The organism is Nonomuraea rubra (genome assembly GCF_014207985.1).
Lineage (GTDB): Bacteria > Actinomycetota > Actinomycetes > Streptosporangiales > Streptosporangiaceae > Nonomuraea > Nonomuraea rubra.
In genome coordinates, this window is the sequence record NZ_JACHMI010000001.1 from 5,506,200 (window position 1) to 5,520,768 (window position 14,569).

Genomic DNA, 14,569 nt, shown 5'->3' on the forward strand with positions numbered 1-14,569 from the left:
GGGCGTTCCTTTCCACGAGGCGGGCGATGGCTCATCGGGCCACCGCCTGACGGTAGGTCTCATCGGTGGCCAGGAGGTTGCGATGGGTGTCCTCGGCGGTGACCACACCGCCGTCCAGGACGAGGACGCGGTCGGCGGCGTCCAGGAGCGCCGGGCTGCTGGTGATCACGATCAGGGTGCGGCCCCGCCGCAGCTCCGCGAGGTTGCGCGCGATGAGCTGTTCGGTGACCGCGTCGACCGCCGTCGTCGGATCGTGCAGCACCAGGATGCCGGGGTCGGCGGCGAGCGCCCGGGCCAGGGAGAGCCGCTGGCGCTGGCCGCCGGAGAGGTTCGCGCCGCGGTCGCGGACGCCGTGGTCGAGCCCGTCCCGGTGCAGGGCGACGACATCGGTCAGCATGGACGCCTCGACGGCCTCCGCCACCAGGTGGCCGGTGCCCTCCGGGTCGATGTTCGTGCGCAGGGTGCCCGCGAAGATCTCCGCGTCGTACGGGTTCACCAGCAGGTGCTCGCGGACCGCCTCGACCGACAGGTCCTTCAGCTCCCGCCCGCCGACCCGCACCACGCCCTCGTAAGCGCCCGGTGGCACGTTCACGGCCAGGATCGCGGCCAGATCGGCCGCCTCGCGCGCCCGGTAGGCGGCGATGGCCGTGAACTCGCCCGCGGGCACGTGGAACTTCACCTCGCGCAGGGACCCGTACCGGACGCTGTCCACCTCCAGGTCCCCGCCGGGGGACGGCCGCAGCGTGCCCGGGGTCATCACCGGGGGAGCGGCCAGCACCAGCGCCATCCGCTCCGCCGACGCGCGCGCGACCATCACGTACTTCGGCATCTCGGAGAACAGCTTGAGCGGCTCGATGATGAACTGCGCCAGCCCCACGGCCATGACGAGCTGCCCGATGCTGATCCGGCCGCCCAGCGCCAGCCACCCCGCCGCCAGCGTCACCGCCGCGGCGAGGATCGCGTTGAGCGCCAGCGCCGCCCCGGCGTAGGCGCCGCTCGCCCTGGCGACGGTGACCGCCTGGTCCTTCGCCTCCGTGCTCACCTTCCGGTACGACAGGAACGCCGCGTGGTTGCCGCCGAAGCCGTGCAGCGGCCGCAGGCCGGTGATCAGGTCGGCGACCTTCGCGCCCGCCCGCGCCACCCGGGCCTGCTGCTCGCGGGTGCCCTCGCCGATCCGCCTGGACAGCACGCTCAGGATGGTCAGGATCGCGATGGTGCCCGCGATCACCAGCAGGCCCAGCCAGAGGCTGGCGATGCCCAGCGCGACCGCCGTGATCAGCACCGCGACCAGCGAGCTGATCAGCAGCGGCACCACCTCGATGATGTCGGCGGTCTGGTCGGCGTCCTCCGTGGCGATGGTCAGCACCTCGCCGGACTTGAGGTCCGTGTCCCTGGCGACCGGCTGCAGCCCGCAGTCGGCGACCCGCACCCGCCAGCGGTGCGCCTCGGTCGTGTTGGCCTTCTGCAGGATGCGCATCCCGAACCGCCACGACAGCGACACGGTCGTGACGATCACGGCCAGCGCCGCGATCGACCAGCCGAGCGAGGCGAGGCCGCGCTCCTGCAGCGCGTGCTCGACGATCAGGCCGAGCGCGATGGGAAAGGCGGTCTCGCCCGCCTGGTACAGGCCCATGAGCAGGGTGCCCCAGGCCATGGCGCCCGCGTTGCGCCGCAGCGCGGTCCGGAGGATGGCCGGGCCCGTGACGGGCCCGCGCCGGTCAGTTCCGCTCATCGAGGTGCCGGGCGATCGCTTCGGGGGTACGCAGCGCGAACAGGTCGCGAATGGTGATCACGGGGCCGTACTCGCGGCGGAGCAGCCCGATCAGCCGCACGGCCAGCATGGAGTGCCCGCCTAGGGCCACGAAGTCGCTCACCGCGCTCACCTCGTCGTCGTCCAGGTCCAGCGCCTCGGCGAAGAACTCGCACACCGCGCTCTCGGTCTCGGTCGCCGGGCCGCGCTCGGCCGACGTGGTCAGCGCGCCCAGCGGCCTGGCCTCCGGCAGCGCCTTGGTGTCGGCCTTCCCATTCACGGTCAGCGGGATGGCCTCGACCTGAGCGTAGTGCGTGGGACGCAGGTAGTCGGGCAGCCCGGCGCCCACCTCGGCGGCGACCGCCGCCAGGTCGCCGCCGTCCAGCACGAGGTAGGCGGCCAGCCGGTACGCGCCGTCCACCTGCGGATCGGACTGCGCGACCGCGGCGGCGAACCGCACCGCCGGATGCGCCGCGAACGCGGCCTCCACCTCGGCCGGCTCGACCCGGTGCCCCCGGATCTTGACCTGCTGGTCGGTACGGCCCAGGTACATCAGGTTCCCGTCGGGCCGCCGCAGCACCAGGTCCCCGGTACGGTACATCCGCTCGCCCGGCTCGCCGAACGGGCACGCGACGAACCGGTGCGCGCTCTGCCCCGGCTGCCCGAGATAGCCGCGGGCGATGCCGATCCCGGACACGTACAGCTCGCCCGGCACGCCGTCGGGCACCGGCCGCAACCACGGGTCCAGCACGTACACGTCGGTGTTGTCGATGGCCACCCCCACCACCGGGTCCTGGCACTCGAACGTGCCGACGCCGAGGGTGTTGATCGTGTACTCGGTGGGCCCGTACAGGTTGTAGCCCACCGTGCCCTCGGTCTCGGCGAGCCGCCGCCACAACGCCGGGGTGACCGCCTCGCCGCCCAGCAGCACCAGCGGGGGCCGCCGCGCCGGGTCGTCGAGCAGGCCCTCGGCGACCAGCTGCTGCGCGTAGGTGGGGGTCACGTTGATGACGTCGATCCGGTGCTCCAGGCAGTACTCGACCAGCCGGGGCGCGTCACGGCGCAGCTCCTCGTCGCAGATGTGCACCTCGTGGCCGTCCGCGAGCCACAGCAGCTCCTCCCACGACATGTCGAACGCGAACGACACCGTGTGCGCGATCCGGAACACCCGGTGCCCGTGCTCGGCCAGCACCGGCTCGAAGATCCGGCGCTGATGGTTGATCAGCATGTTCGTGAGCCCGGCGTACTCGGTGACCACCCCCTTGGGCTGCCCCGTCGAGCCGGAGGTGTAGATCGTGTACGCGGGATGCCGCAGGCGGCCGGGGTCGCCGGGCGCGAACGTCACGAACGGCTCCGCCTCGGGCAGCGGCCGGTCCAGCTCGATCAGGTTCCCCGGAGGGACGCTCCCGGTCAGCCTGGGGGAGACGGAACTGACGGTGAGGACCACGTCCGGGCGGGCGTCCGCGACGATCGCGGCGATCCGCTCGTCCGGGTGGTCCAGCTCCAGCGGCACGTACGCCGCGCCCGTCCGCAGCACCGCGAACAGCGCCACGATCGAGTCGAGCGAGCGCGGGATCGCCAGCCCCACGGTCGTCTCCGGGCCGAGCCCGCGCCCGGCGAGCACCCCCGCCACCGCGCGGCTGCGCTCCCGGAGCTGCGCGAACGTCATGCTGCGGCCGTGGGCGACGAGCGCGACCCGGCCGGGATCGCGATCGGCCGCCAGGTCGAACCGGTCGACCACGGTGTCCGTGCCGATGTCCGTACGCCCGGCCGGGACGGGCTCGGGCCCCAGGCCCGGCAGCGCGCCCACCGGGCCGGTCCACCGGGCCAGGTCGCCCAGCACGCGCACGTAGTCGTCCAGAAGCCGGCGGGCGCGCCCGGTGTCGCGGTCGCGGTACTCCAGCTTGACCGTCAGCTCGTCCCCGGGCGTGACGACCCAGGTGAACGGGTAGTGCGTGGAGTCGTCGGCCCGCTCGGCGACGATGCCGTGCCTGGCGTTCAGCGTGGCGAGCGCGTCCAGGTCCAGGAAGTTCTGCAGGACGAACAGGTTGTCGAAGAGGGTGTCGTGGCCGCTGCCGCGCTGGATCTCGCCGAGCCCCAGGTGCTCGTGCTCCATCGCCGCGACCCTGGCCGCCTGCACCGACGACAGGTACTCCCGCACCGTGTCGCCCGGCCGGGCCCTGGTCCACATGGGCACGGTGTTGAGCAGCACGCCGACGACGCCGGACAGGCCCTCCCCCTCCCTGCCGGACACGGTCACGCCGAACACGGCGTCGCTCCGGCCGGTGTGCGCGCCGAGCAGCAGGCCGAACGCGCCGGTCAGCACCGCGTTGAGCGTGACCCCGTGCGTCCTGGCCGCCTCCCGCAGCAGCCGCGACTGCTCGGCCGGCAGCGTGCGGACGAGCGCGGGCGGCAGCTCGTCGGGCAGCGACGGCGACGGGCCGGCGAGCAGCGTCGGGCCGGGGAGCCCGGCCAGGTGCTCCGCCCAGAACCGCTCCGAGGCGGAGACGTCCCTGGCTGCCAGTGCCCGGGCGTGGTCCTCGAAGCTCGGCGTGGCGGGCACCGGGTCCAGCGGCCGGCCGGCGACGACGGCCGCGTACGCGTCGAACAGGTCCCGCAGCACGATCTCGCGCGACCAGCCGTCCCACAGCAGCAGGTGGTAGCTCAGCAGCAGGCGGTCGTGCCCGCCCGGCAGCCGCACCACCGTCAGCCGGACCAGCGGCGGCTCGCCCGGGTCGAAGCCCGTGTCGCGGTCGCGGGCACGCAGCTCCTCGGCCTCCGCCTCGGTGGACAGCTCCACCGTGCGGACGTTCACCCGCCTGCCCGCCGCGAGCACCTGGACCGGGTTCCCGCTCGCGTCGGTGGTGAAGCCGGCGCCGGCGACCGGGTGCCGGGCGATCACGTACGCCATCGCCTCGGCCAGGGCGCCGGCGTCCAGCCGCCGGTCGAAGGTGAAGTAGCTCTGGGCGACGTAGTGCCCGGCCGGGCCCGTGAGCTGGGCCTGGAAGTACAGGCCGCGTTGCAGCGGGGTCACCGGTGCCGTGCGCTCCGCCGTCGTGCAGGCGTCGGCGATGCGCTCCAGCGCGCGCCGCCAGTGCCCGGTGAGCTCGACGGGGACGCCTTCGGCCAGGGTGAAGGCCGCGCGGAGGCTGCCGGTGGCCGGGTCGAGCCAGGCGTTGACCTCGACGGCGTACGGGCTGCCCTGGTCGCCGCCGGTGATCGGGAGTGCCTGGGATTCGGTGGCCTGGCCGAGGTAGTTGAACAGCACCTGCGGGTGCGCGCGGAGGAGCGGGGCGGTCTGCGGGTTGAGGTACCTGAGCAGGCCGTAGGTGAGGTGCCCGCGCTCGTCCGGCTGGCGTTGCGCGACCTCGCGGGCCGCCGCCACCGGGTCGGTGTGCGGCGTGAGCCGTACGGGTGCGATGGCGGTGAACCAGCCGACCGTGCGGGTGTAGTCGTGGTGGCCGAGCTGCGGGACGCGGCCGTGCCGTTCCAGGTCGGCGGCGAGGTCGGCGGGGGACTGCTGGACGTGCGTCAGCGCGGCCCGGAGCGCGCCGCACAGCAGCTCGGTGAGGCCGATGCCGAGTGCGGCGGGCGCGGTGCGCGTCAGGAGGGTGGTGAGCTCGGGCGCGATCTCGACGGTGGTCTCGCGCAGGTTCCCGATCGCGGGGAGCAGGGCGGGGGCGTCGAGCGTGTCCAGCCAGTGTCCGAGGGTGCCGATGGCGTGGGTGGAGCGGGTCGCCAGGGTGCCGGCGTACTCGGCGTAGGAGGTGGTGGGCGGGGGGAGGGGTGCTCCTCGCATGGCGGTGGTCAGGTCGTCCAGCAGGATGAGCCAGGAGACCGCGTCGATGGCGAGGTGGTGGGCGGTGATCACCAGGGTCCTGCTCGCCTCCAGCCAGGTGAACGCGATCAGCTCGCCGGTCTCGGGGTCGAGCCGGCCGGCGGCCTCGTCGGCGGCGGCCGTCGCTCCGGTCGCCGCCCGGGCGACGGTCACCTGGCGCGGCGGCTCCGTGCGCAGCGCCCACACGCCGTGCTCGATGTGCAGCCGCAGCCGGAGTGCCGGGTGTGCGGCCACGACGGCGTTCGCGGCGCGCCCGGCGTCGGCGAAGCCGGTGCCGTCCGGTGCCGTCAATGTCCTGGCCTGGGCGAATCGTGCCAGGGAGCCGCCCAGCTCGCGCTGGCGCAGGATGATCGGGGTGGGGGTCAGCGGGCCGTCCTCGTGGCGGGCGGGCGCGGGTGCGGTCGTGTGTGGGTTCAGGTGTTCGGCCAGTGCGCGGGGTGTTCTGTGCAGGAAGACGTCACGCGGGGTGATGGGCAGGCCGAGTGCTCTGGCCCGGTTGACGACGGTGATGGCGATGATGCTGTCGCCTCCGGCGCGGAAGAAGTCCGTGTCGGCGTCCGCGTCGGTGCCGGGGAGCGCTTCGGCGAAGATCGCGGCCAGCGCGGCGACCGCCCGCTCGCCCGCGACTGCCCGTTCGTCCGCGACTGCCCGTTCGTCCGCGACTGCCCGTTCGTCCGCGACTGCCCGTTCGTCCGCGACTGCCCGTTCGTCCGTGAATGCCGGTCGGTTCGCGAGTGCCGGGGCGCCGTCGCGCGCGGGATCGTCCGCGAGGGCGACGGCGTCGAGCCGGGACGCGCGTTCCGCCAGGGCCTGGCGGTCCAGCTTGCCGTTGACCGTCAGCGGCAGCGCGTCCACCCGCAGCACCCGCCCGGGCACCATGTACGCGGGCAGCTTCGCCGCCAGCAGCCGGGTCAGGTCCCCGGGCACGACGCCCACGACGTGCGCGACCAGATGGTCACCGCTGCCCGCCACGGTGACGGCCGCGTCCACCACGCCGTCCAGCTCCCTGATCGCGCCCTCCACCTCGCCAGGCTCGACGCGGAACCCCTTGAGCTGCACCTGGTCGTCGGCGCGGCCGGCGAAGACCAGCTCGCCGTCCAGCGTCCGGCGGGCCAGGTCGCCCGTGTGGTACATGCGGGAGCCGTCACCCGCGAACGGGTTCGCCACGAACCGGCTCGCCGTGAGCCCCGGCCTGCCCAGGTAGCCGAGCGACACCTGGTCACCGGCGACGTAGATGGCGCCCACCCGCCCCGGCGGCACCGGCCGCAGCCGGTCGTCCAGCAGGTACGTGACCAGGCCGGGGATGGGGCCGCCGATCGGGGCGCCGTCGTGGTGGACGGCGAAGTCCTCGGACGTCAGGACCCGGTGGGTGACGTGGACGGTGGTCTCGGTGATGCCGTACATGTTGACCAGCTCCGGCGAGCCGGTGCCGTACCGCTCGGCCCAGGCGCGCAGCCGCCCGAGATCCAGGGCCTCGCCGCCGAAGACGATCCTGCGCAGCGAGGACAGCGGCTCGGCCTCGCGCCGGTCGGCCTCGATGAACTGGTAGAACGCCGACGGGGTCTGGTTGAGCACGGTGACGCCGCGCTCGCGTACCAGGCGGTGGAAGTCGACGGGGGAGCGGGTCAGGCCGTACTCGGGGATCAGCAGCTCGCCGCCGTGCGCGAGCGCGCCCCACAGCTCCCACACGGCGAAGTCGAAGGAGTAGGAGTGGAACTGCACCCACACGTCGTCCGGGCCGAAGCCCATGTCCTGGCGGGTGTTCGCGAGCAGCGTCACCACGCTGGAGTGCGGGACGACGACGCCCTTGGGCCTGCCGGTCGATCCCGAGGTGTAGATCACGTACGCCGGGTCGTGCGGGCCCGCCTGCGGCCCGCCGGGGGCGGCGTAGAGCAGCGGCTCCTCCCCCTGGACGAGCACCCGGGCCGGGACCCCCGCTTCGGCCAGCAGCTCCGTGAGGCGGTCCCGGTGGTCCCGGTCCACGAGCACGACCCGCGGGGCGGCGTCCTGGAGGACGTAGCGCAGGCGTTCGTCCGGGTAGGCCAGGTCCAGCGGCACGTACGCGGCGCCCGCGGTGACGGTCGCGACCAGGGCGACGACCTGCTCGGCCGAGCGCGGCACGGCGATGGCGACCCGTTCGCCCGGCCCGGCGCCGGCCGCGCGCAGCGCCGCGGCCAGCCGGTCCTTCGCCTCCGCCAGCTCGCCGTAGGTGAGTGAACGGCTGCCGCCGTCGAGCCCGCACTGGGTGACGGCGGTCGCGGCCGGGTCGCGCCTCGCGGCGGCGTCGAACAGCCCGCCCAAGGTCGCCCGCACACCCGACAGGACAGCGCCAGGCGACGTGCTGGGGGCCAGGTCGCGTACGAGGTCGTCCGGCCGGGTGAGCAGCCCGGTCAGGGCCCGGGTGAACGTCGCCAGGATCGACCGGGCGCCCCCTTCCCGCAGCAGCTCGCAGTCGTAGATCAGGTTGAAGCGCGGCCGCCCGCCCGGCCCGCGCTCCACCACCAGCGTCAGCGGGTAGTGCGGAGCACCCTCGTTCACCACACCGGTGATGACCAGCTCGTGACCGGGCCCGCGCAGGCTCTCCACGTCGGTCGCGACGTCGAACACCACCAGCGTGTCGAACAGCGGCCCGCCACCGGCCTGGCGGCCGATCGCGGCCAGCGAGACGTGCTGGTGCGGCAGCACCGCGCTCTGGTGCTCGCGCACGGAGCCGAGCAGTTCGCGGGACGTGGTGGCGACGCCCCACCGCGCCCGTACGGGGATCGTGTTGATGAACAGCCCCACCATGTCCTCGATGCCGGGCACCTGCGCGTCCCGCCCGGACACCGTGGACCCGAAGACCACGTCCTGCCCGTGCAGCAGGCCGCCCAGCGTCACCGCCCAGGCACTGTGCACGGCCACGCTCAGCGGCACGCCCGCCTCCCGGGCGGCAGCGTCGAGGTCGCCCTCCGGTTCCGCGGTGGTGTCGGCGAACCGGCCTGACGGGGCGTGCCCCTCGGCGACCAGCGAGGGGCCGGGCAGCCCGGCGAGCTGCTCCCGCCACACCCGGTCGCTCGCCTCGCCGTCACGTCCGGCGAGCCACCGCACATAGGCGGGGAACCCGCCCAGCGCATGCACGCTGCCCGGCGCGTGGTACTCGGCCAGCAGCGCGCGCAACATGGCGGGCACCGACCAGCCGTCCGCGATGATGTGGTGCACGGTCTGCACCAGGACGTTCCTCCCGGCGCCCGCGCGGATGAGCGTGTAGCGCATCAGCGGCCCCGCCGAAAGGTCGAACCCGGCGCGCCTGTCCCGTTCCGCGTGGTCGCGGATCTCCTCGGCGGTCATGCCGGGCCGGTCCAGCGTGGTGAACGGCGCGGTCATGCCGCTCTCCAGCACCGAGACCACCCGGCCGTCGGCGAGCGCGACGAACCGCGCGGCCAGGTTCGGGTAGAGCGTGAGCAGCCGGGTGGCGGCCGCGGCGAGCCGGCCGGCGTCCACCTCGCCCTCCAGCGTCAGCACCTGCTGCTCGACGTAGCTGCCCGCCGAGTCGTCGTCGAAGACCGAGTGGAAGTACAGGCCCTCCTGCAGCGGGGTCAGCGGCAGGATGTCGTGCAGCGCCGGGCCGTCCAGGGCGTCGACGTCGGCCTGCGTGAGCGACAGCGGGCGGAAGTCGCTGGGGGAGTGGCCGCCCCGGTCGAGCGCGGCCAGGCCTTCCAGGGCGGCCAGGAAGTACCCGCCGATCGTGGCGACGTCCTCGCCGGTGAGCACGCCCTCGGGCCAGGAGATGGTGGTGGCCAGCTCGTACGCGCCGGTCGGGCCGGGCTCGGCGATCGCGTTGAACTCCAGGGCGCGCGGCAGCCGCATCCCCGGATCCCGGCGCTCGCCCAGGAGGCCCGTGGTGCCCGCGAGCTGCCAGTCCCCGGTCCCGCCCGCCTCGTAGCGGCCCAGGTAGTTGAACAGCACCTGCGGGGCGGGCGCGTCGAAGGCGTGGCCGGCCACGTAACGCAGGACGCCGTACGGCAGGCCGTTGCCCGGCACCCGGGCGAGGTCCTCCTTGACCGCCTTGAGCGCGGCGGACAGATACGCAGGCGCGGTGTGGTCCGGCGCGGCTCCGGGGTCCACGGTCACCGGGAAGAGCGTGGTGAACCAGCCCACGGTCCGCGACAGGTCCGGCTCGAACCCGGCCGCGTCCGCGACGAACCGTCCCTCCCGGCCGTGGCCCTCCAGCTCGATGTGCGCGAACGTCTGGTCCTGGCCGAGGTCGCGGCGCCACCGGGCGAGGGCGACGGCGAGCGCGGTCAGCAGCACGTCGTTGACGCCGGCGTGGAACCGCGCGGGGATCTCGCCCAGCAGCGCGGCGGTGACCTCGGGGCCCGCCGTGACGACCCGCACCCGCTCGCGCGCGACGGTGTCGGCCTCCGACAGCGGGCGCCTGCCCAGCGGCTCGTCCGCTCCGGGCAGCGGGCGCCGGAAGTAGCCGGCGTCGAAGGAGGTCTCCTCCAGCACCTGCGTCCAGCGCCGGAACGACGTGCCCACCGGGGGCAGCTCGATGGGCGTGCCCGCCGAGAGCTGCCGCCACGCCGTGGCCAGGTCGTCCATCAGGATCCGCCAGGACACGCCGTCGATCACCGTGTGGTGGGCGACGAGGACCAGTTGCCGGGCCGCGCGCCGCCAGACGGCACGCAGCATCACGCCCCGGTCCGGGTCCAGCCCCCCGGCGGCGAGCGCGACGCACTCGTCGAGCGGCCGGTCGCTCTCCTGCCAGCCGGCGGACGCCTGGCCGGCCTCCGGGACCTCGAAGCCCCAGCGGTCGCCGCGTACCAGCCTGGCCCGCAACATGTCGTGCCGTTCGAGCAGGGCGGCGAGCAGCTCGTCGAGGGCGCCGGCGGTCAGGTCCGCCGGGGTGTTCAGCACCGCCGACTGCACGAAGCCGCCGATCGCGCCGGTGGTCTCACCGAGCCACCGCACGATGGGCGACCCCGTGACGGTGCCGGTCGCGACGTCCCCGGAGTCGGCGGGCGCGGCCGCGTCGCGCCTGGCCACCGCCGCCAGCGCGCCCACGCTGCCGCCGGCGAAGATCTCCGTCGCGGTGACGTGCAGTCCAGCCTCGCGCAGCGCGCTCAGCAGCGAGATCGCCAGCAGGCTGTCGCCGCCGAGCTTGAAGAAGTTCTGGTCCACGCCGACCGCGTCCAGCCCCAGCACCGAGGCGACCGCCGCGCACACCACCCGCTCGTCGTCGGTGGCGGGCGGTACGAGCGGGCCCGTCCCGAGCTCGGGCTCGGGCAGCGCGCGCCGGTCCAGCTTGCCGTTCTCGGTGAGCGGGAACTCCTTCATGACGACGACGTGCGCGGGCACCATGTGCTCGACCATGTTCCCGGTGGCCCACGCCGTGACCTCCTCGGGCCGCAGGCCCTCGGCGCCCGTCGCCGGGATCACGTACCCCACCAGGTAGGTGCCGCCCGCGGCGTTCTTCTTCGCCACGACGCAGGAATGGCGCACGCCGGGGTGCTCGGCGAGGCCGGCCTCGACGTCCTCCAGCTCCAGCCGCATGCCGCGGATCTTGATCTGGTTGTCGGCGCGGCCGAGGAAGTCCAGCGACCCGTCCGGTGCGAACCGGGCGAGGTCGCCGGTCCGGTAGAGGCGGGACCCGTCCGCGGCGAACGGGTTGGCCACGAACCGGGACGCGGTCAGGCCGGGCGCACCGGCGTACCCGCGGCCCAGGAGGAACCCGCCCACGTACAGCTCGCCGCCGACGCCGACGGGGACCGGGCGCAGCTCGTCGTCCAGCACGTACAGCTGGGTGTTGGGGTTGGCCTTGCCGATGGACGTGGACAGGCGCTCCGCCGCGCCCCGGTAGATGACGTGCGAGACGCCGATCGTCGTCTCGGCGGGGCCGTAGCCGTGGTAGAGCGGGATGCCGAGGCGGGTGCGGAAGCGGTCGTACAGCTCTGGGGTCAGCACCTCGCCGCCGCACCACACGTGCCGCAGGCTGTCCAGCCGCCCGGAGTCGCCCGCCATCTCCAGCAGCACGTCCAGCATGGACGACACCAGGTACGTGAAGGTGACGCGCTGCTCGTCGATCACGCCGAGCAGGTGGTGCGGGTCGCGCTCGCCGCCGGGCCGCAGGACCACCAGCCGGCCGCCGCGCACCAGCGGCAGGAAGATCTCGTTGATCGAGATGTCGAACGACAGCGGCGCCTTGAACAGCGACGCGTCGTCCGGGCCGAAGCGCAGGATCTCGCCGGCCTGCCACAGCAGCCGCTCGCTGATCGCCTCGTGCCGGATCATGGCGCCCTTCGGCCGCCCGGTCGAACCCGAGGTGAAGATCACGTACGCCAGCGCGGGGCCGGGGATGTCCACCCCGGGGTCCCGGGCGGGGTACGAGCCGAACCGCCAGTCGCCGAGATCGACGGCCACGGCCTCGGGCTCGCCTGCGGCGGCCTCGCCGGAGTGGGCGAGCTGCAGCGCGAGCCCGGCGTCGGCGATGACGACCGCCCGGCGCGCGGCGGGCCAGCGCGGATCGAGCGGCACGAACGCGCCGCCCGCCATGAGCACGCCCAGCAGCCCGATCACCATGTCGGCGGAGCGCTCCAGCGAGATGCCGACGACCTGCTCGGCCTTCAGCCCGCGCTCGATCAGGTGGTGGGCCAGCTGGCCGGCCAGCTCGGCGGTCTCGCGGTAGGTCAGGGACCGGCGCTCGTCGACGACGGCGACGGCGTCCGGCCTGGCCCGCGCCTGCTCGCGGAACAGCTCCACGATGGTCGGGCGCTCCCGTTCGGCGCCGGTGTCGTTCCACCGGGCCAGGGCCCGCAGCCGCTCCGCCACGCTGGACGGGCCGATGGTGCCCACGGGCCGGTCGGGGAAGTCGGCCAGGTCGTCCAGCGCGAGCTGCGCGTCGGCCGGCGGCACGCCCTCGGGGACGGTGATGCCGTCCCCGGTGACCTCCCAGCCGGCGGGCGCGCGCCCGCCGTTGCCCGCCCAGCCGAGCACGTCGGTGAAGAGCGTGCCGGGGGTGAGGTCGAGGCCGTCGGGGCTGCGGCCCGTCGCCCAGTACGCCAGCCCGATGGCGCACGCCTCGGCGAGGGTCCTGTCGGGATGGTCACCGGTCCGCCGGCGCAGGCCGGCCAGCCGAGCGGAAGAAAGCGAAACGTGACGAGCGCTTGGTTCCAACATCGCAGACTCAGCCATCCCTCTCGGAAACCTCCATCGATCACCTATCCGGCCTCTCGCCAGGCCCGCCACAACCGCGCGTACCGGCCGTCCAGGGCCACCAGCTCCTCGTGGGTGCCCTGTTCCACGACCTGTCCCGCGTCCAGCACGGCGATGCGGTCCGCCGCCACCGCCTGGGTGAGCCGGTGCGCCACGAACAGCGCGGTACGGCCCCGGCACGCGGCCAGCACGGCCCGCTCCAGCTCGGCGGCGCCCTGGCTGCCCGCCTCCGCCGTCGACTCGTCCAGCACCACCACCGGTGCCCGGCCCAGGATCAGCCGGGCCAGCGCGAGCTGGGCGACCTTGCCGCCGTCCAGGCGCTCGCCGCCCTCGCCCACCACGGTGTTCAGCCCGTCGGGCAGCGCCGCGACCCACGGTTCGGCGTCGGCCGTGCGCAGGGCGTCCATGAGCTCGGCGTCCGTCGCCTCCGGCGCGGCCAGCCGCAGGTCGTCGGCGAGCTTGCCGGAGAACACGTGCGTCTCCTGCGTCAGGATGCTCACCAGCACCCGCGCCCCCGCCTCGTCCAGCCCGGCCAGGTCGGTCGAGCCGATGCGCACCGTCCCGGCCTGCGGGACGCCGATGCCCGCGACCAGCGCGGCCAGCGTCGACTTGCCCGCGCCCGTCGCTCCCACCAGCGCGAGGGAGCCGCCCGCCGGAATCTGCAGGTTCACCTCCCGCAGGACCGGCCGCTCGGACCCGGGGTAGCCGAACGTCAGCCCCTCCACCGTCACCGGGTACGGCCCCGCGCCCGCCGGTGCGACGGCCGCCCCGCCCACCAGCCGCTCCTCCGCAGGCTCGCCCAGCACCCCGACCAGCCGGGTCAGGCTCGCGCCCGACTTCTGCGCCTCGTCGAAGGTGAACATGATGGCGCCCAGGGGGTTGAACAGCCGGTGGAACAGCAGCGGCGCCACCGACGCCTCGCCGAGGGTGACGGCGCCGGCCTCCAGCAGCACGTACCCGGTGACGATGATCAGGACCAGCCCGATGAACTCGGCCCGGTTCTCGCGGCCGACGAACCGGCCGAAGAAGCGGAACACCTCGATGCCGAGATCGCGAACCCGCCACGACTCGCGGGCGACCCGCTCGCGGAAGACGCTCTCCATCCGGTACGCCCGGACGGTGCCGATCCCGTTCAGCCCGCTGATGAGCGCCTGCGCCCGGTCGGCCTGGGCCTCGCGCTGCGCCCGGTAGAGCGGCGCGGACCTGGGCAGGTACCAGCGCAGGGCCAGCGCGTACGCGGGCAGCGCCGCGGCGCCCGCCAGCCCCAGCCGCCAGTCCAGGCCGAACATGCCCACCGTGGCGATGGCGACCAGCACCCCCGCCGAGAACACGGTGGGAACGGCCTGCCGGATGCCCTTGGACACCACGGCCACGTCGTCACCGACCCTGGACAGCACGTCACCGTGGCCGACCTGCTCGATCCGGGCGCTCGGCATGCCCAGCACGGCCCGCACGGCGCCTTCCCGCAACCGCGCGAGCAGCTCCGCGCCCAGCCGCCCGATCAGGTACGCCGACGCCGCCGTGGCCGCCGCGCCGAGCAGCGCGGCGGCGACCAGCAGCACCCCGACCGTGACCAGGATGGAGTGCGGCTCGCCCGCGACCACCCCGTCGACCACCCGGCCGAGCAGCAGCACGGGCACCACCTGGAGCGCCGCCCCGGCCACGGTGGTGGCGGCGGTGGCGGCCGTCAGCCAGGGCGCCTCACGGCAGGCCGCGGCGACCCATCGGGCGGCCTCGCGTCCGGTGGCCGTGCGCAGCGCGGCGCGAACCTCCTTGCTGTTCACCCGCTC

The 14,569-nt window shown here is 74.5% G+C and carries 3 protein-coding genes; all 3 read right to left on the reverse strand.

What is annotated here, in order from left to right; all coding sequences use genetic code 11:
• Positions 1-31: 31 nt before the first annotated feature.
• The 3 genes from HD593_RS25025 to HD593_RS25035 are packed head-to-tail and all read right to left on the reverse strand — an operon-like array spanning position 32 to position 14,563.
• A complete protein-coding gene (locus tag HD593_RS25025; protein ID WP_185104540.1) occupies positions 32-1,732 on the reverse strand; it encodes an ABC transporter ATP-binding protein in 1,701 nt (566 codons plus the stop codon).
• On the reverse strand, positions 1,719-12,743 hold the full coding sequence (locus tag HD593_RS25030; RefSeq protein WP_185104541.1) for a non-ribosomal peptide synthetase: 11,025 nt from the start codon (positions 12,741-12,743) through the stop codon (positions 1,719-1,721). Before HD593_RS25030 ends, HD593_RS25025 begins: the two co-directional genes overlap by 14 nt.
• 41 nt (positions 12,744-12,784) lie before the next feature.
• Positions 12,785-14,563 (reverse strand): ABC transporter ATP-binding protein, encoded by a 1,779-nt coding sequence (locus HD593_RS25035; RefSeq protein ID WP_185104542.1) that lies wholly within the window; start codon positions 14,561-14,563, stop codon positions 12,785-12,787.
• Between the last annotated feature and the right edge of the window lie 6 nt (positions 14,564-14,569).

What these genes read in the sequence shown, in the direction of transcription:
- HD593_RS25025 (WP_185104540.1), bottom strand. Translation starts at nt 1,732, where the DNA reads ATGAGCGGAACTGACCGGCGCGGGCCCGTCACGGGCCCGGCCATCCTC.
- HD593_RS25030 (WP_185104541.1), bottom strand. Translation starts at nt 12,743, where the DNA reads ATGTTGGAACCAAGCGCTCGTCACGTTTCGCTTTCTTCCGCTCGGCTG.